Here is a 19,426-nt window from a genome sequence, read left to right as displayed (position 1 = left end):
GCGTCGCGGACGCCGTTGTTGCCGGAGAAAAATGAAACCGGTTTCATCCACAAGAACAAGGACTACCACGATGCGCACGCACACTGTCTCCATCAGCTTGTCGAGTTTCGGTGCCGATGCCGTGAGGCGGTTGGGCCAGGCCAGCTACCTGCCGTTGCTCGCTGCGGCAGGGGCACGGCGGGTGGAATGGCGCGAGGAGCTGTTCGACGCTGCGCCTGATGCCGCTACCCTGGCCAACCTGGCCGCCGAGCATGGCCTGCAGAGTCTCTACTCCACGCCACTGGAACTGTGGCGCGAGGACGGCAGCCTGGAGCCCGCGATTGCCCAGCGCCTGCAGCTGGCGAGCGAGATCGGCGCGGTGGCGCTCAAGGTGTCGCTGGGTCATTACCAGGATGGCTGCGATTTGCCGGCGCTGGCGCCACTGTTGCAACACAAGACGGCGCTGTACGTGGAAAACGACCAGACGCCCTACGGTGGGCGGCTGCCGACCTTGGTGAAGTTTTTCCGCGAGGCCCAGGCGCAAGGCGTGGCGCCGGGCATGACCTTCGACATCGGCAACTGGTACTGGCACGACGAGTCGCCGCTGCTGGCCGCGCAATTGCTGGGGCGTTGGGTGCGCTACGTGCACTGCAAGGCGGTGGCGCGCCGCGCCGACGGGCGCCTGGTAGCCGTGGTGCCCGAGGACCTCGACCTGGCCCAGTGGCGCGAATTGATGACGCATTTCGCCCCGGGCCTGCCGCGTGCCATCGAGTACCCCCTGGCCGGCGAGGACCTGCTGGCACTGACGGCGCGCCAGGTCGCGCAACTGGCCGAGCTGGAAGGGCAGGTGTGCCATGGCTGAGCATGACGTGCTGTGCTTCGGTGAAACCATGGCCATGTTCGTGGCGGCGCAGCCGGGCGACCTGGCCCAGGTCGAGGGCTTTGGCAAACGCATCGCCGGTGCCGACAGCAACGTGGCCATCGGCCTGTCACGCCTGGGCCTGCGGGTGCAATGGCTGAGCCGGGTCGGTGACGACTCGCTCGGTGCCTTCGTGCTCGACAGCCTGCGCCGCGAAGGCCTGGACTGTTCCAGTGTCGAGGTCGATGCCGGGCACCCCACGGGGTTCCAGCTCAAGGAGCGCTGCGACGATGGCAGCGATCCGAAAGTCGAGTATTTCCGCCGTGGCTCGGCGGCCAGTCGGCTGTCGCCCGCGCTGGTGCGGCCGGCGTTGTTGCAGGCCCGGCACCTGCATGCCACGGGCATTCCGGCGGCGCTTTCAGGCAGTTGCCGCGAACTGTGTCACCAGTTGCTGGACGGCATGCGAGCCAATGGCCGCAGCATTTCCTTCGACCCCAACCTGCGTCCGTCACTGTGGCCCGACCGCCAGACCATGGTGCGCGAGGTCAACGCCCTGGCGGCCAAGGCCGACTGGGTGCTGCCAGGGCTGGAGGAGGGGCGCCTGCTCACCGGCCGGCAGGCGCCGCAGGCCATCGCCGAGTTCTACCTAGAGCAGGGCGCGCAGTACGTGGCGATCAAGCTGGGGGCCGAAGGCGCCTACTGGCGCGATGCCCAGGGTGCCCATGGCGTGGTGCCCGGCCAGCCGGTCGCGCGGGTAGTGGACACCGTGGGCGCGGGCGATGCCTTCGCCGTCGGGGTGATCAGCGCCTTGCTCGAAGGCTTGCCTCTGCGCCGCGCCGTGGCCCGCGGCAACTGGTGCGGCAGCCGCGCGGTGCAGAGCCGCGGCGACATGGAAGGCCTGCCGCAACGTCATGAACTGGACCACCACGAAAGCCCTGAGCGCGAAGCACGCTGAAGCGCCGGCCTGTACGCAACCTGATGTGACAAGAACAACAAGACCAGGAGAACACCCATGCAGATCGATCGACTCGCACCCAGACGCTGGTGGTACATCATGCCCATCGTCTTCATCACCTACAGCCTGGCCTACCTCGACCGGGCCAACTACGGCTTCGCCGCGGCCTCGGGCATGGCCGACGACCTGAAGATCACCCCGGCGCTGTCGTCGCTGCTCGGCGCGCTGTTCTTCCTTGGCTACTTCTTCTTCCAGGTGCCCGGCGCCCTGTACGCGCAGAAGCGCAGCGTGAAGAAGCTGATCTTCGCCAGCCTGATCCTCTGGGGCGGGCTGGCCACGCTGACCGGGATCGTCCACGACGTCTATTGGCTGATCGCCATCCGCTTTCTCCTGGGCGTGGTCGAGGCGGCGGTGATGCCGGCCATGCTCATCTACCTGTGTCACTGGTTCACCCGCGCCGAGCGCTCGCGGGCCAACACCTTCCTGATCCTCGGCAACCCGGTGACCATCCTGTGGATGTCGGTGGTCTCGGGCTACCTGGTGCAGCAGTTCGACTGGCGCTGGATGTTCATCATCGAGGGCGCGCCGGCCATTCTCTGGGCGTTCATATGGTGGCGCCTGGTCGATGACCGACCGGAGCAGGCCAAGTGGCTCGATGCCCGGGAGAAGGCCGCGCTGCGCCAAGCGCTGGACGCCGAGCAGCAGGGCATCAAACCGGTGAAGAACTATGCCGAGGCATTCCGCTCGCCCACGGTGATCATCCTGTCGTTGCAGTACTTCTGCTGGAGCATCGGCGTGTATGGCTTCGTCCTCTGGCTGCCGTCGATCCTCAAGCAGGCCGCCGCGCTGGACATCGTCACCGCCGGCTGGCTGTCGGCGGTGCCGTACCTGGGGGCGGTGCTGGCCATGCTCGGGGTGTCGTGGGCCTCGGACCGCCTGCAGAAGCGCAAGCGCTTCGTCTGGCCGCCGTTGCTGATCGCCGCGCTGGCGTTCTACGGCTCCTATGCCCTGGGTACCGAGCACTTCTGGTGGTCATACGCCTTGCTGGTGATCGCCGGCGCCTGCATGTACGCGCCCTACGGGCCGTTTTTCGCGATCGTTCCCGAACTGTTGCCGGCCAACGTCGCCGGGGGCGCCATGGCGCTGATCAACAGCATGGGCGCGCTGGGCTCGTTCTCGGGCTCGTACCTGGTCGGCTACCTCAATGGTGTCACCGGCGGCCCCGGCGCTTCGTACCTGTTCATGTGCGGTGCACTGCTGTTGGCCGTGGCCCTCACCGCCGTCCTCAACCCCTTGCAACAGGCGCGCCGGCAAAGCCTGGCGCCGAGCCGATAGGAGCCTCAGCATGAAAAAGCGCATCGTCGCCTACAAACGCCTGTCCGATGAACTGATGGCGCGCCTGCACGCGCAGGCCGAGGTGACCCTGGTCGAGGCGCCGGCCGCCGATGGCCTGGTGCGCTTGCGCGCGGCGCTGCCGGGCGCCCATGGCCTGCTGGGCGCCAGCCTGCGCCTGGACCGCGCGCTGCTCGACCTGGCGCCGCAGCTGGAGGTGATCTCCAGCGTGTCGGTGGGCGTGGACAACTACGATATCGAGGCGCTGGATCAGCGTGGGGTGCTGCTGACAAACACTCCCGACGTGCTCACCGAAACCACCGCCGACACCGGTTTCGCGCTGATCCTGGCCTGTGCCCGGCGCGTGGTCGAGCTCGATGGCTGGATTCGCGCCGGCCACTGGCGGGCCGGGATCGGGCCGGCGCAGTTCGGCTGCGACGTGCAGGGCAAGACCCTGGGCATCGTCGGCATGGGCCGTATCGGCGAGGCCCTGGCCCGACGCGCGCATGCCGGTTTCGGCATGCGCGTGCTGTACCACACCCGTCAGCCGCGGCCCGAAGTGGAGGCGCGGTTCGCCGCCGCGCATCGCAGCCTGGAGGCATTGCTGGCCGAGTCCGATTTCGTCTGCCTGTGCCTGCCGTTGACCGCCGCGACCGAGAACCTGATCGGCGCGCCACAGCTGGCGCTGATGAAGCCATCTGCGATCCTGGTGAACATCTCCCGTGGCCGAGTGCTGGACGAGGCGGCTTTGCTCCAGGCCCTGGCCGAGCGGCGCATTCGTGGTGCCGGGCTGGACGTGTTCGTGCAGGAGCCGCTGGCGGCCGATTCGCCGCTGCTGCAACTGGACAACCTGGTGGTCACCCCGCATATCGGCTCGGCCACGCTGGAGACCCGCGAAGCCATGGCCCGCTGCGCGGTGGACAACCTGCTGGCCGCGCTGGCCGGCGAGCGGCCGGCGAACCTGGTCAACCCGAGGGCGTGGGAGTTGCGTATGCGTTGAACCTGGCAAGCGTTTCGTTTGCCTGATAACAACAGCTCTTGTGTGATTTCGAGGAGTGGGGCCGCTGCGCAGCCCTGGCCCCACCCACCAAAGGAGCGACGATTCCCGTATGACCTGATCAACAGAGAGACATCCTCATGTCCAAGGACCAACCCGCCTCCGTGCAACCGGCGCGCCGGGCGTTCCTGCGCCAATCCCTGACCCTGATCCCGGTGGCGACCCTCGCCAGCACGGGACTGGGCGGTGCAGTGCTCGCCGACAGCGCCACCCCGGCAGCCGCCGAACCGGCCCGGCCGGTCACCGCGCGCGCCTACCAGCCGACCTTCTTCACCCAGGAGGAGTGGGCCTTCGTCAGCGCCGCCGTGGCCGTGCTCATCCCCACTGATGCCCTGGGCGCGGGCGCGGCCGATGCCGGCGTGCCCGAGTTCATCGACCGCCAGCTCAACACCCGCTACGGCAGTGGCGGGCTGTGGTACATGCAGGGGCCATTCCACCCCGACGCCCCCAGCGAGCTGGGCTACCAGCTCAAGCTCAACCCCCAGGAGATCTACCGGCTGGGCATCGCCGAGACCGACGCCTGGTGCAAGGCGCAGTTCGGCAAGGCGTTCGCCCAGCTCGATCTTGCGCGCCAGCAGCAGGTACTGGAGGCCCTGGACGGCGGTACGGTGACATTTGCCTCGTTGCCGGCGGCCACCTTCTTCAACATGCTCTGGCTCAACACCCGCGAAGGCTTTTTCAGTGATCCGCTGCACGGCGGCAACCAGGGGTTGGTCGGCTGGAAGCTGGTGGGCTTCCCAGGCGCTCGCGCCGATTTCATGGACTGGGTGGAGCGCGACGAGCGTTATCCGTTCCCGCCGGTCTCCATCAGCGGCGAGCGGGGTTGAAGCATGAGCCAGATGAAAAAAGTCGATGTAGTCATCGTCGGGTTCGGCTGGGCCGGGGCGATCATGGCCAAGGAGCTGACAGAGGCCGGCCTGCAGGTGCTCGCCTTGGAGCGTGGCCCGGCCCGGGACACCTACCCGGATGGCGTCTACCCGCAGACCATGGACGAGCTGACCTACAACTCGCGCAAGAAGCTGTTCATGGACATCTCCCGCGAGACCGTGACCCTGCGCCACAGCGTCAACGACGTGGCCGTGCCGTATCGCCAGTTCGGCGCCTTCCTGCCCGGCACCGGCACGGGTGGGGCGGGGCTGCACTGGTCCGGCGTGCATTTTCGCGTCGACCCGGTGGAGCTGCGCCTGCGCAGCCACTACGAGGAGCGCTACGGCAAGGCCTTCATCCCCGAAGGCATGACCATCCAGGACTTCGGCGTGAGCTACGAAGAGCTGGAGCCGTACTTCGATTTCGCCGAGAAGGTGTTCGGCACCTCCGGCACGGCCTGGTCGATCAAGGGCCAGGTGGTGGGCCGCGACAAGGGCGGCAACCCGTTCGCCGCCGACCGCTCCAGCGACTTCCCGCTGGTGGCGCAGAAGAACACCGTGTCGGCGCAACTGTTCGAGAAGGCCGCCCGTGAAGTCGGCTATCACCCCTACAACCTGCCGTCGGCCAACACCTCCGGGCCTTACACCAACCCGTACGGCGCGCAGATGGGACCGTGCAACTTCTGTGGTTACTGCAGCGGCTATGCCTGCTACATGTACTCCAAGGCCTCGCCCAACGTGAACATTCTGCCGGCCCTGCGCCAGGTGCCGAACTTCGAGTTGCGCAACAATGCCCATGTGCTGCGGGTCAACCTGACCGAGGATAAACGCCTGGCCACCGGCGTGACCTATGTCGACAGCCAGGGGCGCGAGGTCGAGCAACCGGCCGACCTGGTGATCCTCGGCGCCTTCCAGTACAACAACGTGCGCCTGATGCTGCTCTCGGGCATCGGCAAGCCTTACGATCCGGTCAGCAACCAAGGCGTGGTGGGGCGCAACTTCGCCTACCAGAACATCTCCACCGTGACCGCGTTCTTCGACCGCGACAGCCACCACACCAACCCCTTCATCGGTGCCGGCGGCAACGGTGTGGCGGTGGACGATTTCAACGCCGACAACTTCGACCATGGCCCCCACGGTTTCGTCGGTGGCTCGCCGTTCTGGGTGAACCAGGCGGGCGCCAAGCCGATCTCCGGCACCAAGGTGCCGCCGGGCACGCCGAAATGGGGCAGTGGCTGGAAGGCCGCGGTGGCCGACAGCTACCGGCACATGCTGTCGATGGACGCCCACGGCGCGCACCAGTCCTACCGCGACAACTACCTGGACCTGGACCCGGTGTACAAGGACGCCTACGGCCAGCCGTTGCTGCGCATGACCTTCGACTGGAAGGACAACGACGTGAAGATGAACCGCTTCATGGTCGAGCGCATGGGCAAGATCGCCGAAGCCATGGGGCCCAAGGCGATCAGCGCGGGGAAAAAGGCCTTCGGCCAGCACTTCGATGCCTCCACCTACCAGACCACTCACCTCAATGGCGGCGCAATCATGGGCACCGACCCGAAGACCAGCGCGCTCAACCGCTACCTGCAATGCTGGGACGTGCACAACGTGTTCGTGCCCGGCGCCTCGGCCTTCCCCCAGGGCCTGGGCTACAACCCCACCGGGCTGGTGGCGGCGTTGACCTACTGGTCGGCGCGGGCGATCCGCGAACGCTACCTGAAGAACCCCGGCCCACTGGTGCAGGCATGAGGAGGCCGGTCATGAAACTCAAGACACTGTTCATCGCCATGCTCGGCCTGGGTGCGAGCACCTTGCTGCACGCCGCCGACGGCGTCGATCCAGCCTTGGTCAAGCAGGGCGAGTACCTGGCCCGTGCCGGCGACTGCGTGGCCTGCCACACCGCCAAGGGCGGCAAGCCCTTCGCCGGCGGGCTGCCGATGGAGACGCCGATCGGCACCCTCTATTCGACCAATATCACCCCGCACGCCAGCGGCATCGGCCAGTATCGCTACGAAGACTTCGAGCGCGCCGTGCGCCAGGGCATCGGCAAGGATGGCAGTACGCTGTATCCGGCCATGCCATACCCGTCCTATGCCCGGGTCAGCGATCAGGACATGCAGGCGCTGTATGCCTACTTCATGCACGGCGTGCAGCCGGTGGCGCAGCAGAACAAGGCCAGCGACATCCCTTGGCCATTGAGCATGCGCTGGCCGCTGGCGTTCTGGCGTGGGTTGTTCGCGCCCGAGGTCAAGCCGTTCGAAGCCGCAGGGCGTGATCCGGTGGTGGCGCGGGGTGCCTACCTGGTCGAAGGGCTGGGCCATTGCGGCGCCTGTCATACGCCACGGGCGATCACCATGCAGGAAAAGGCATTGGATACCAACGACGGCGACGCCTTCCTGGCCGGCAGCGCACCGCTTGAGGGCTGGATCGCCAAGAGCCTGCGCGGCGACCACAAGGACGGCCTGGGCAGTTGGAACGAGGCGCAGATCGTCGCCTTCCTCAAGACCGGCCGCAACGAGCGCACCGCGGTGTTCGGCGGCATGAGCGACGTGGTCGAGCACAGCATGCAGTACATGAGCGATGCCGACCTGACGGCCATTGCCCGCTACCTGAAGACCTTGCCGCCGAGCAACCCGGACGACCAGCCGTTCCAGGTGGACCCCAGCGCGGCCCAGGCGCTGTGGCAAGGCAATGACGGCAAGACGGGCGCGGCGTTGTACGTGGACAACTGCGGGGCTTGCCACCGTACCGACGGCCAGGGCTATGCCCGGGTGTTCCCGGCGCTGGCAGGCAATCCGGTGGTGCAGGGGCAGGATGCCACCTCGCTGATCCACATCGTGCTGGAAGGCGCGACCCTGCCGGCCACGGCGAGCGCGCCGTCGACGTTCAGCATGCCCGGCTTCGGCTGGCGGCTGTCGGACCAGCAGGTGGCCGATGTGGTCAACTTCATTCGCAGCAGCTGGGGCAACCAGGCCGCGGCGGTGACCGCGGGGCAGGTGGCGGCGCTACGCAAGGCAGCACCGGTGCCGCTCAAGGCTCAGACGCTGATCGGTGATACCACGGGGATTGCGGAGCCTTGATCGACAGGCTCGATTGACAGGGAGGTGTTGTGGGAGGGGGCTTGTCCCGCGATGGCCGCTTGGCCAGATCGCGGGGCAAGCCCGCTCCCACCGGTTGCCGATTATGCCGCCGAATACCTCGAAATCACTTCAACATGTGCTAATAAATTACATTTGATATAACTCAAAACTATTTGAATTATATTAATTAATTTTTAGCGACTGCATGCTGGGCGCATTGCTCGTAATACGTCTGCTTGATCGCCGCAGGCTTCAGCCGCGAGCGACTGTTATACGTCTGCTCGGTGATCCCGAACGCCGTCATGCGCATCCATGGCTTGGCGAACTTGCGTGCCTGCAGCTTCTTGCGCGTGGCATACAGGGTCACCCCGGAAAGCTTGGCCTGTTGCGCCTCGGCGGCGATCTGCGCGCCCCAGCCGCACACCTGGCGATCGTTCTGGCTCAGGGCCCGGGCCTGGGCGCCAAAGGCGGTCGTGGCCAGCAGGCAGCCAGCCACGGTTGCTAGAATTACGCGCATGTTGCTGTCCTAAGCATCTGAAGGAAAACGAAGTTTGCCCGCGCTTTCGACGCCTGGGGGCCAGCAGTTTGCCGTCAGGCGATGGCCATTTGCAGGCCATCGCGCGAACGCCAGCGCAACGATTGCAGGGCCAGGGCGGCAACCCACAACACGCTGATGCCGTAGTTGAGGCGCTGGTACAGGCCGAACAGTTCACCGCCTTGCGCGGCTTTGGCCATCAGCACCACGGTGATCATCGCCAGCACCGAGCACAGTAGCGACCACCTTCCCAACCAGGGGGAACCTGCCACGCGTTTGCCCAGCCAGATCCACAACACGCTGGCCAGGGTCAGCGAGAGGAACATCAGCAGGCCGCTGAGGTTGTGCATCTGTTGCGAGAATGACGGCTCCAGCGGCGCGCAGCCCTGGTCGCAGGGGAACCAGCCGGTACCCAGGCTGCCGACAGCGTGCAGCAGCACCAGCCCCGCGCTCAACCGAGCCAGACCCGAGTACTGCCAGCGCCGCGCCAGGCCCCAGGCGAACAGGCCGAAGAGCAACGCCAAGGGGAAGTTGTTGACCCAGGGCGAGAAGCCATGGGTCGGCGCGCCGACCGCGCCGAGCTGGCTCATGGCCTGTTGCAGATGGTCGTAGCCGGGATAGGCCAGGGCGGTCAGGCCAACGCCCGACAACAGCCAGAGCGGAATGAGCAGGCCAGTGGCGAGCAGCAGGCGATCGAACGTCTTCATGCGGTTTCCTTCCTTGGAGAGAGCAGGTCGCAGCCTACAGCGCGGGCATGTCCCATGGCCAGGCTCAATCGCCAACGAGCAGCATCACCAGCAGTACGCAGGCCAGCAGCGCCAGGTAGGCCCGGGCATGCACGTGGTCGGGGATGCGCCCCAGCAACGGCGCGGCCAGGTGCATGCCCAGCCAGGCACCGACGGTCATAACCAGGGCGGCGCGCAGGTCGATCAGCCCGAGCACGCCGGAGCCCAGGTCAGCCTGACTGCTCGGCACCAGGGCATAGACCAGCGTGGCCGCCAGGGCCATGGGCAGCGACAGCGGATTGGCCATGGCAGTGGCGGTGCGCATACTGGCGCCGCGGCGGCGCATCAGCGGCACGGTCATCACGCTGCCACCGACGCCAAGCAGCGCCGCCAGCGCGCCGATGGGCAGGCCGGCGAGGGTTGCGCCGGTACGGCTCATTTCAGCCAGTGCCTGCCCGCTTGTGCGGACGAAGCCCGGGCGCAGCCAGGCATCGAGCAGGCTGAGCAGGAGATAGGCGATGAACAACCCGCGCAGCCAGGCGCTGGTCACGTACAGGGCGGCCCAGGCGCCGAGCAGCGCCCCTATGGCTATGGCCGGCGCCAGGGGCCGCACCAGGTCCCAGCGCAGGCTGCCGGCTCGGTGGTGGCGCCAGGTGGCCAGGGCGCTGCTGAAGATCATCACCGTGGCCGAGGTGGCCACGGCGATCTGCATGGCATGCTCCGCCACGGCCGTGCCTGCGCCGTGGCTGGTCAGCAGCAGGGCATAGAGCAGCGGCACGGCGAAGAACCCGCCGCCGAAGCCGAACAGCAAGGTGGTGACGCCGGCACACAAGCCGAACAAGCCAAGCAGAGGGTAGAGCATGGGAACAGCCTCAGGGCCAGGACAGGGGCTCCCAGCGTAGGCCCCTGCCTCTTGGCCGGCTTGCGCCAATTGGCCAATAATCATCGCATCACGGCCAGAGCCTGTTGTCATGCGCAATGTTCCCCTGTCCCAAGTCGATGCCACCCCCCGTGCGGTACTGGCCATCGCCACCGATTACCCGCCCGACACCCTGTTGCCCAGGCACTTCCATCGCCGGGCGCAATTTCTGTACGGGATGAGCGGGCTGATGGAGGTGTTGACCGACGATGGCGCCTGGGGCATTCCACCCGGCAGCGGCGTGTGGATTCCTCCCGGCAAGCCGCACCAGGTGCGCATGCGCGGCGTGAGTACCCGCAGCCTCTACATCGAGCCGACAGCACTGCCTCGCCCGGGGCCGCTATGCGAGGCATTGCGTGTCCAACCGCTGCTGCACCAGCTATTGCTGGCCAGCGCCGAAGTGCCGGCCCTGCATGACGAGGCGGGGCGCGACGGCCTGCTGTTGGGGCTGTTGCTGCACGAGCTGGGCCAGGCCGAGCGCCTGCCGCTGTTCGCGCCGATGCCGACGGAGCCGCGTTTGGCGGCCCTGTGCCAGGCGTTCCTGGCGCAGCCGTTGATCCATGCCCGGGCCGAGGCCTGGGCGCGTCAACTCAACTGCAGCCCGCGCACCTTCAGCCGGCGTTTTCGCGAGCAGACCGGGCTGTCGTTCGGCCAATGGCGCCAGCAGGCCTGCCTGATGGCGGCGGTGACACGCCTGGCGGCAGGCGAGGCGGTGACGGCCATCGCCCTGGACCTGGGCTACGAGAGCCCCAGCGCATTCTCCAGCCTGTACCGCAAGGTCATGGGCCACACGCCCTCGGCGGCGCGCCACGGCGCATGAAAACCCGCCCGGACGTATGTGATCGTACAACTGCTTGCGCTATCATCGCGCCTGTCTTCCACAACCAGACAGACAGGGCATGACAGAGCAGCAGGTACAGGCACGGACCCGGCGCAAGCCACGCAGTCTGGCCCAGGAACTGGTCACGGTGCTGACCGAGCGCATTCGCAGCGGCCAGCTCAAACGCGGCGACAAGCTGCCCACCGAATCGCAGATCATGGCCGAGGAAGGGGTCAGCCGCACGGTGGTGCGTGAGGCCATCTCGCGGCTGCAGGCCGCAGGCCAAGTCGAGACCCGCCACGGTATCGGCACCTTCGTGCTGGACACCCCAAGTACCGGGGGTTTTCGTATCGACCCGGCGACCATCGTCACCCTGCGCGAGGTGCTGGCGGTGCTGGAGTTGCGCATTGCCCTGGAGATCGAGTCGGCGGGCCTTGCGGCCGAGCGTCGCAGCGACGAGCAACTGGCCGGCATGCGCGCCGCGCTGGACGAGCTCAACGAGGGCGCGGCCCATGCCTCGGATGCGGTGTCGGCGGACTTCCAGTTCCACCTGCGCATTGCCCAGGCCAGCGGCAATCACTACTTCGCCGACATCATCAATCACCTGGGCACCAGCATCATCCCGCGTACCCGGCTCAACTCGGCGCGCCTGGCCCATGACGACCAGGCGCATTACATGAGTCGGTTGATGCACGAGCATGAGGCGATCTACGAGGCTATCGCCCGGCGCGACAGCGAAGGCGCCAAGATGGCCATGCGCATGCACCTGAGCAACAGCCGCGAACGCCTGCGCCAGGCCCATGAAGAGGCCGAGGCGCAGCGGGGCTGACGTCCGAGGTGGTCAAACGCGTGGGAGCCCGGTATCAGGCCTGCTCCCACGTCGTTTCCAATCGCGTTTCCAGGTAGTCAGACTGCCCCTTCGCTCCACTGTCCATTCACCAGCCGCCGCAGCCCCAACGGGTTGCCATCGCGCAACGCCTCCGGCAGCAAAGCCTGCGGGTAGTTCTGGTAGCACACCGGCCGCAGGAAGCGATCGATCGCCAGCGTTCCCACCGAAGTGCCACGGGCATCCGAGGTCGCCGGGTAAGGCCCGCCATGGACCATGGCGTCGCACACCTCGACCCCGGTCGGGTAGCCATTGACCAGGATGCGCCCGACCTTCTCTTCGAGCAGCGGCACCAGCCAGGCAAAGGCCTCGAGGTCGTCCGGCTCGCCGATCAGCGTGGCGGTGAGCTGGCCGCGCAGGCCGAGCAGGGCGGCGCGCAACTGTGCCTCGTCGGCGACCTCCACGGCCACCGTGGCCGGGCCGAACACCTCCTCCTGCAGCAGCGGGTCGGCCTCTGCCAGCAGGCGGGCATCGGCCTTGAACAGCTGGGCGCGGGCCTGATCGCCTAGCTGCGGCTGCCCCGCCAGATGCTGGATGCCGGCGTGGGCCTGCAGATGCTCCAGGCCGCCGACATAACTGCGCAGACCGCCGGCATTGAGCAACGTCTGGCCGGCCTGCTGATCCAGGTGCTGGCCCAACTCGCCCAGCAGTTGGCTGAAGCCTGGGGACTGCAAGCCGATCACCATCCCGGGATTGGTGCAGAACTGACCGGCGCCCAGGCACACCGAGCCTGCCAGTTCGCGGGCGATGGCCTCGCCGCGCTTGGCCAGGGCGCCGGGCAGGACGATCACCGGGTTGATGCTGGACATCTCGGCGAACACCGGAATTGGTTGCGGCCGTTCGGCGGCCATGCGGCACAGCGCGTCGCCGCCTTTAAGCGAGCCGGTGAAGCCGACGGCCTGGATGGCCGGGTGCTTGACCAGCCATTCGCCGACACCACCGCCGAACACCATGTTGAACACGCCCTTGGGCATGCCGGTGCGGTCGGCGGCGCGCAGGATGGCGCAGGCCACCAGGTCGGCGGTGGCCATATGGCCGCTGTGGGCCTTGAACACCACCGGGCAGCCGGCGGCCAGGGCCGCGGCGGTGTCGCCACCTGCGGTGGAGAAGGCCAGCGGGAAGTTGCTGGCACCGAACACCGCCACCGGGCCGACCCCGATGCGCATCTGGCGGATGTCCACCCGTGGCAGCGGCTGACGCTCGGGCAGCGCCAGGTCGATGCGCGCGCCGAGGTAGTCGCCGCGACGCAGCACCTGGGCGAACAGGCGCATCTGGCCGCTGGTGCGGCCGCGCTCGCCCTGGATGCGCGCGGCGGGCAGGGCGGTTTCACGGCAGACGATGGCAACGAAGTGGTCGTCGAGTTCGTCCAGTTCGGCGGCGATGGCTTCGAGGAACTCGGCGCGGCGGGCTGGGGGCAGTTGGCGGAATGCGCTGAAGGCTTCGGCGGCGGCGCGGGCGGCGCGGTCGACTTCGCCCTCGGTGGCCTGGACGAAGCTGTAGGGCAGCGCTTCGCCGCTGGTGGCGTCGAGGCTGTGCAGGCGTTGCGGGCCAAGGGCGCTGCGCTGGCCGGCGATGAAGTTGTGGCCGAGGATATTGGGCATGGAAACTCCAGGATGAGTGATGAGCCAGTGCGTGGGAGCGGGCTTGTCCCGCGATTGCATCATCGCGGGGCAGGTCCGCTCCCACGCCACCTGTGTCGTTCAGGTAATAGGGGCTGGGTTGAACAAGGTGATGTCGTTGTGCAGCCGGTACTGTTCGGCCCAGGTCTGCCTGCGGCCGCTGGCCACGTCCAGGTAGTAATGGAACAGCTCCCAGCCCAGCTCCTCGATGCTCGCCCGGCCGCTGGCGATGCGCCCGGCGTCGATGTCGATGAGGTCCGGCCAGCGCTGGGCCAGCTCGCTGCGGGTACACACCTTGACCACCGGCGCCATGGCCAGGCCATAGGGCGTGCCGCGACCAGTGGTGAACACGTGCAGGTTCATCCCGGCCGCCAGTTGCAAGGTGCCGCAGACGAAGTCGCTGGCCGGGGTGGCGCAGAAGATCAGGCCCTTGCGCGTTACCCGCTCGCCGGGCCCGAGTACGCCCTGGATCGCGCCGCTGCCGGACTTGACGATCGAGCCCAGGGCTTTTTCGACGATGTTTGACAAGCCACCTTTCTTGTTGCCCGGCGTGGTGTTGGCGCTGCGATCGGCGGCGCCCTGCTGCAGGTAGCGGTCGTACCAGTCCATTTCGCGCACCAATGCTTCGGCGACCTCCGGCGTTTCGGCGCGGGAGGTGAGCATGTAGATGGCGTCGCGCACCTCGGTAACTTCCGAGAACAGCACCGTCGCGCCGGCGCGCACCAGCAGGTCGGCGGCATAGCCCAGCGCCGGGTTGGCGGTGATGCCGGAGAAGGCGTCGCTGCCGCCGCACTGCATGCCGAGGATCAGTTCGCTGGCCGGCACGCTCTCGCGGCGGCGCTGGTCGAGCTTTTTCAGGCGGGTCTCGGCCAGGGCCATGATCTGCTCGATCATCTCGCCGAAGCCCAGCGTCGCATCCTGCAGGCGGTACAGCCACGGCTCGCTGAGGTCCACGGACGGATCGCCGTCGTGCATCACCTGGCCGGCCTGGAGCTTTTCGCAGCCCAGGCTGATGACCAGCGCCTCGCCGCCAAGGTTGGGGTTGCGCGCCAGGTTGCGCACGGTGCGGATCGGAATGTAGGCGTCGCGGGCGTTGATCGCCACGCCGCAGCCGTAGCTGTGGGTGAGGGCGACCACATCGTCGACATTGGGGTAGCGAGGCAGCAGTTCGGCGCGGATACGCTTGACCGCATGGTCGAGCACGCCGGTCACGCACTGCACGGTGGTGGTGATGCCGAGGATGTTGCGGGTGCCGACGCTGCCGTCGGCGTTGCGGTAGCCCTCGAAGGTGAAGCCGTCGAGTGGCGGCAGGGGGGCGGGTACGGCGTCGCAGCGTGGCAGGCTGGCAAGCTCGGGCGCGGCCGGCATCGCCAGTTGATCTTCCTTGACCCAACTGCCCTGGCGCAGGTCTGCCAGGGCATGGCCGATGACCTGGCCATAGCGGCGCACCGCCTCGCCCTTGCGGATGTCCACGGTGGCGACCTTGTGGCTCTGCGGCACGCCCTCGACCAGGGTCAGGCCATCGGCAAAGCGCGCGCCTTCGCCCAGGCCGCCGTCGTTGACCACCACCACGACGTTGTCGTCGGGGTGCAGGCGCACGTAGCGGGGCGACTCGGAATGTTCGATCAGCTGCATGGTTCAGGCCCTTCTTGTCTTGTCTCTCAGGCGTGGTGCTGTCGCCGGCGCCGTTGGGCGCCGACGTGTCCGGCTTACTGGCGGGCCAGTTCCGCATCGGGCGCAGGTTCGTGCTTGGGCGGCTCCTTGAGCTCGATGCGCTTGATCGGGCCGACGATCACCAGGTAGCTGAACACCGCCACCAGGGCGTTGGCGCCCACATACACCAGAGCCCATTTGAACGAACCGGTGGCGCTGATGATGTAGCCGATGACGATCGGCGTGGTGATCGAGGCGATGTTGCCGAAGGTGTTGAACAGCCCGCCCGACAGGCCGGCGATCTGCTTGGGCGAGGTGTCGGCGACCACCGCCCAGCCCAGGGCGCCGATGCCCTTGCCGAAGAACGCCAGGGTCATGAAGCCGACCACCATCCATTCGGCCTCGACGTAGTTGCAGAACACCATGGTGGTCGACAGCAGCAGGCCGCAGACAATCGGCAGCTTGCGCGAGAAGGTCAACGAGTTGCCGCGGCGCAGCAGCCAGTCCGACAGCACCCCGCCGAGCACCCCGCCGATGAAGCCGCATACCGCCGGCAGTGAAGCGATGAACCCGGCCTTGAGGATGGTCATGCCGCGTTCCTGCACCAGGTACACCGGGAACCAGGTGAGGAAGAAGTAGGTGATGGCGTTGATGCAGTATTGGCCGAGGTAGACGCCCAGCAGCATGCGGCTGGTCAGCAGCTGCTTGATGTAGCCCCATTTCGGGCCGTCGCCGCCGCGTTTCTGGTCCATGTCCACCAGGCCGCCGTTCTGTTCGATATGGTCGAGTTCGGCCTGGCCTATGCGTGGGTGCTGGCGCGGGTTGTAGATGGTCTTCATCCACACCGCCGAGAACACGATACCCAGTACGCCCATGACCACGAACACATGTTCCCAGCCGAAGGTGAAGACGATCCAGCCCATGATCGGGGCGAACAGCGCGGTGGCGAAGTACTGCGCCGAGTTGAAGATCGCCGAGGCGGTGCCGCGCTCCTGGGTGGGGAACCAGGCCGCGACGATCCGCGCGTTGCCGGGGAACGACGGCGCTTCGGCGAAGCCGACCAGGAAGCGCAGGGTGAACAGCGTGACCACCGCCCAGGCCACCGGCAGCCCGCCGACGAAGCCCTGCAGCAGGGTGAACAGCGACCAGGTGAAGATGCTGAAGGCGTAGACGTTCTTCGAGCCGAAGCGGTCGAGCAGCCAGCCGCCGGGGATCTGCCCGGCCACGTAGGCCCAGCCGAAGGCGGAGAAGATGTAGCCGAGGGTGACCGCGTCGATGCCCAGGTCTTTCTGCAGGCTGGAGCCGGCGATGGCGATGGTGGCGCGGTCGGCGTAGTTGATGGTGGTCACCAGGAACAGCATCAACAGGATCAGGTAGCGTACATGCGTCTTTTGCGTCGCTTGCATGCTGGTTACTCCCACTCGTTATTTTTATACGGGGATTGGTTGTAGGCCGGAGCGGGGCGTCCCTGCTCCGGCGGCGGCTTTGGCAGGCCGCGGGGTGCTCGCTTATTGCGGGCCCATCTTGTCCATCAGCGCCGCGAGCATCTCGTACTCCTGCGCGGTGAGGTCGGTCAGCGGCGTGCGCACGGGGCCCGCGTCATGACCGGCGAGCTTCGCCCCGGCCTTGACGATGCTCACGGCGTAACCGGCCTTGCGGTTGCGGATGTCCAGGTACGGCAGGAAGAAGTCGTCGATCAGCTTGGCCACGGTGGCGTGATCGTCGCGGGCGATGGCGTGGTAGAAGTCCATCGCGGTCTTGGGCACGAAGTTGAACACCGCCGACGAATACACCGGCACTCCGAGCGCCTTGTACGCCGCAGCATACACCTCGGCGGTGGGCAGGCCACCCAGGTAGCTGAAACGATCGCCCAGGCGGCGACGAATCGACACCATCAGCTCGATGTCGCCCAGGCCGTCCTTGTAGCCGATCAGGTTCGGGCAGCGCTCGGCCAAGCGTTCCAGCAGGTCGGCGTTCAGCCGGCAGACGTTGCGGTTGTAGACCACCACGCCAATGTTCACCGCCTTGCACACCGCCTCGACATGGGCGGCGACGCCGTCCTGGCTGGCTTCGGTGAGGTAGTGGGGCAGCAGCAGCAGGCCCTTGGCGCCCAGGCGTTCAGCCTCTTTGGCGTATTCGATGGCCTGGCGGGTCGAGCCACCGACGCCGGCGAGGATCGGTACCGAGGTGGCGCAGGTGTCGACGGCGGTCTTGATCACCTGGCTGTACTCGCTGGCGGCCAGGGAGAAGAACTCGCCGGTGCCACCGGCGGCGAACAGCGCGCTTGCGCCATACGGGGCGAGCCATTCCAGGCGTTTGACATAGCCTGTGGGGTTGAAGTCGCCGGCCGCGTCGAAGTCGGTGACGGGGAACGACAGCAGGCCGTGGGAGAGGATGGATTGCAGTTCTTGTGGATTCATTGTTGTAGGCATCCTGTGGCGCTTGGAAGGAGGGGGTACCAAGGTGAGAGGTAAGTTATCGTACAACTTGTTCCGTGACTAGCCCTGCCCATGGATTTTCTGCGGGGTAGTGATCAGATCTGGCCTCAGCGCGTGGCCAGCCCGCACCTATAGTCATGACGTGACAGCTCTGCCGGGCTGCGGGAGCGGGCTTGCGCTGCGATAGGGGCGGCAAGACGACACGAGACCTTACGAGTCATCGTATCTCTATGAGGGAGAGAGGAAAAAAGATCGCGGAGACAGGCACAAGCCCGCCGCCCGCTTCCACGGGAGGTGTTCTGGGACCAGCAGAGGGTGACCGTGGGAAACGGGGGCGACCTTGCGCCGCCCCGCGATCAAAGCTAACGAAGCTTCAGAGGGTCAGGCGGCCTGGTTGCGCTTGACCTGGGACTTGCGGACCTGGGCGCGGCAGGCGTCGCCGAAGGCCTGGAACATCTTGATCGAGTCGGGGTTCTTCGCCGCCTGCCACTCCGGGTGCCACTGCACCGCGAACAGGAAGGGCGAGATGCTCGGGGCGTGGATCGCCTCGACCAGGCCATCCTCGGCATGGGCGATCGGCTCGATGCCGGCGCCCAGGTTGCGCAGGCCCTGGCCGTGCAGCGAGTTGACGCGAATTTCGTCGCTGCCGAGGGTGTCGCGCAGCCAGCTGCCCGGCTTGATCTTCACGCCGTGCACCTGGGCGTACTGGACCTCGACCGGATCTTCGGGGTTTTCCCGGTGGTCGTTGAAGCCTGGCTCGGCGTAGACCTTCTGGTAGATGTCGCCACCGAGGGCCACGTTGATTTCCTGCATGCCGCGGCAGATGCCGAAGATCGGCAGGCCACGCTTGATCGCCGCCTTGACCAGCGGGATGTCGAACAGGTCGCGGTCCTTGTCCTGGCCCTTGCCGGGCGTCTGGTTGTCCTGGCCGTAGAGGGCCGGGTCGATGTTGCTGCCGGCACCGGTCAGGTACACGCCGTCGGCCATGTCCAGGTAGGTCTCGAGGTCTTCAACGCCGCAGCAGGTGGGCACCAGGACCGGAACACAACCGGAGAACTCGACCAGCGGGGAGATGTATTTGTGTGTCATGACCTGATAGTCATGGCCTTTGCGCTCTTGGCTGCCCATGGTCATGAGGACGACGGGTTTGCGCAGGGAAGGTTGCTTGTTGCCAATGTTGCTGTTGGACATATGTCACCTTGAGACAGGTCATGCCTGTCGTTGTTGTGCAGGCGCACGGCCGGGGCCTTGAGTGCTGCCTGAAGCCCCGAGCACTGCCGGCTCGCCCTGCAGGCGATGTCGGTCGGGGCCTGACTCATAGCTTGCCAGAGCCGTTCGATATGTCAAACGAGTGACGAACCCTCAAGCCGCCATTTTTCGGGGGCTGTAGGCGGTCGGAGCCTTGGGCGACAAGGGTTTGGCGCAAGCTAGGTCAATAATATTTAACGACGCAGTCGGCTCTTTGCACCAATGCAATGTCATGCAGGCATGCTCCGCAAAATCATTACGCCCAGCCCAGCCCAGCCCAGCCCAGCCCAGCTTTTGCCTTTGCCCTTGCTGTTGCTTCTAAGCGCGCGATAGTTCAGGCGACACAAATTGCGACTTCAGGAGGCCGAACGGAGGGCCTGCGCAGGGAGGTGACGGGCATGGATGCCCGTCAAGCGCCGATCAGGCCATGGATGGCCCGTCGGCGCGTCCTCCCG

17 protein-coding genes are annotated in these 19,426 nt (G+C 66.7%); 9 read left to right on the top strand and 8 right to left on the bottom strand.

Features of this window, described 5'->3' with window-relative positions; all coding sequences use genetic code 11:
- The first annotated feature begins 70 nt into the window (after positions 1-70).
- From OH705_RS24725 to OH705_RS24695, 7 genes are all read left to right on the top strand, one after another.
- Positions 71-841, top strand: coding sequence for a sugar phosphate isomerase/epimerase family protein (locus tag OH705_RS24725; protein WP_038706250.1), 771 nt, complete (start codon positions 71-73; stop codon positions 839-841).
- Positions 834-1,793: a sugar kinase gene (locus OH705_RS24720; RefSeq protein ID WP_094012524.1), complete on the top strand. Its 960-nt coding sequence runs from the start codon at positions 834-836 to the stop codon at positions 1,791-1,793. Before OH705_RS24725 ends, OH705_RS24720 begins: the two co-directional genes overlap by 8 nt.
- 57 nt (positions 1,794-1,850) lie before the next feature.
- On the top strand, positions 1,851-3,128 hold the full coding sequence (locus OH705_RS24715; protein ID WP_038706248.1) for an MFS transporter: 1,278 nt from the start codon (positions 1,851-1,853) through the stop codon (positions 3,126-3,128).
- Positions 3,129-3,138: 10 nt separating this feature from the next.
- Positions 3,139-4,125 carry a 2-hydroxyacid dehydrogenase gene (locus OH705_RS24710; RefSeq protein ID WP_038706247.1) on the top strand — a complete coding sequence of 329 codons (987 nt, stop codon included), beginning with the start codon at positions 3,139-3,141 and terminating at the stop codon, positions 4,123-4,125.
- 137 nt (positions 4,126-4,262) lie between these two features.
- Positions 4,263-5,009, top strand: a complete 747-nt coding sequence (locus tag OH705_RS24705) for a gluconate 2-dehydrogenase subunit 3 family protein (protein WP_094012523.1) — start codon at positions 4,263-4,265, stop codon at positions 5,007-5,009.
- A gap of 12 nt (positions 5,010-5,021) precedes the next feature.
- On the top strand, positions 5,022-6,797 hold the full coding sequence (locus tag OH705_RS24700) for a GMC family oxidoreductase (RefSeq protein ID WP_094012522.1): 1,776 nt from the start codon (positions 5,022-5,024) through the stop codon (positions 6,795-6,797).
- Positions 6,798-6,808: 11 nt separating this feature from the next.
- Positions 6,809-8,128: a c-type cytochrome gene (locus OH705_RS24695; protein WP_416383589.1), complete on the top strand. Its 1,320-nt coding sequence runs from the start codon at positions 6,809-6,811 to the stop codon at positions 8,126-8,128.
- A gap of 187 nt (positions 8,129-8,315) precedes the next feature.
- Here OH705_RS24695 and OH705_RS24690 read toward each other — a convergent pair whose 3' ends face one another.
- From OH705_RS24690 to OH705_RS24680, 3 genes are all read right to left on the bottom strand, one after another.
- A complete protein-coding gene (locus tag OH705_RS24690) occupies positions 8,316-8,645 on the bottom strand; it encodes a hypothetical protein (RefSeq protein WP_023631866.1) in 330 nt (109 codons plus the stop codon).
- A 74-nt stretch (positions 8,646-8,719) separates the two neighbouring features.
- Positions 8,720-9,370, bottom strand: coding sequence for a DUF998 domain-containing protein (locus OH705_RS24685; RefSeq protein ID WP_038706245.1), 651 nt, complete (start codon positions 9,368-9,370; stop codon positions 8,720-8,722).
- A 64-nt stretch (positions 9,371-9,434) separates the two neighbouring features.
- Positions 9,435-10,250, bottom strand: coding sequence for a sulfite exporter TauE/SafE family protein (locus OH705_RS24680; protein ID WP_094012519.1), 816 nt, complete (start codon positions 10,248-10,250; stop codon positions 9,435-9,437).
- Between the two features lie 109 nt (positions 10,251-10,359).
- Between OH705_RS24680 and OH705_RS24675 the strand changes: the two genes are divergently transcribed.
- The gene (locus OH705_RS24675) at positions 10,360-11,127 is read left to right on the top strand and encodes an AraC family transcriptional regulator (RefSeq protein ID WP_267303172.1); all 768 of its coding nucleotides are present in this window, start codon (positions 10,360-10,362) and stop codon (positions 11,125-11,127) included.
- Positions 11,128-11,206: 79 nt separating this feature from the next.
- Complete coding sequence (locus OH705_RS24670) at positions 11,207-11,956, top strand: FadR/GntR family transcriptional regulator (protein ID WP_023632887.1); 750 nt, start codon at positions 11,207-11,209, stop codon at positions 11,954-11,956.
- A 77-nt stretch (positions 11,957-12,033) separates the two neighbouring features.
- On the opposite strand, the gene OH705_RS24665 is transcribed toward OH705_RS24670, so the two are convergent.
- From OH705_RS24665 to OH705_RS24645, 5 genes are all read right to left on the bottom strand, one after another.
- Complete coding sequence (locus OH705_RS24665) at positions 12,034-13,614, bottom strand: aldehyde dehydrogenase (NADP(+)) (RefSeq protein WP_160291218.1); 1,581 nt, start codon at positions 13,612-13,614, stop codon at positions 12,034-12,036.
- A 99-nt stretch (positions 13,615-13,713) separates the two neighbouring features.
- A complete protein-coding gene (gene garD / locus OH705_RS24660; protein ID WP_160291219.1) occupies positions 13,714-15,267 on the bottom strand; it encodes a galactarate dehydratase in 1,554 nt (517 codons plus the stop codon).
- Between the two features lie 74 nt (positions 15,268-15,341).
- A complete protein-coding gene (locus tag OH705_RS24655; protein ID WP_038706240.1) occupies positions 15,342-16,691 on the bottom strand; it encodes an MFS transporter in 1,350 nt (449 codons plus the stop codon).
- Positions 16,692-16,793: 102 nt separating this feature from the next.
- Entirely contained in the window at positions 16,794-17,705 is a 912-nt protein-coding gene (kdgD, locus tag OH705_RS24650) for a 5-dehydro-4-deoxyglucarate dehydratase (RefSeq protein ID WP_267303171.1), read from the bottom strand.
- A 399-nt stretch (positions 17,706-18,104) separates the two neighbouring features.
- Positions 18,105-18,914 carry a gamma-glutamyl-gamma-aminobutyrate hydrolase family protein gene (locus OH705_RS24645; RefSeq protein WP_046855389.1) on the bottom strand — a complete coding sequence of 270 codons (810 nt, stop codon included), beginning with the start codon at positions 18,912-18,914 and terminating at the stop codon, positions 18,105-18,107.
- Between the last annotated feature and the right edge of the window lie 512 nt (positions 18,915-19,426).

The organism is Pseudomonas sp. BJa3, assembly GCF_026343815.1.
GTDB lineage: Bacteria > Pseudomonadota > Gammaproteobacteria > Pseudomonadales > Pseudomonadaceae > Aquipseudomonas > Aquipseudomonas soli.
Note: the sequence above shows the minus strand (reverse complement) of the source record. Positions and strands in the feature narration are given on the sequence as shown.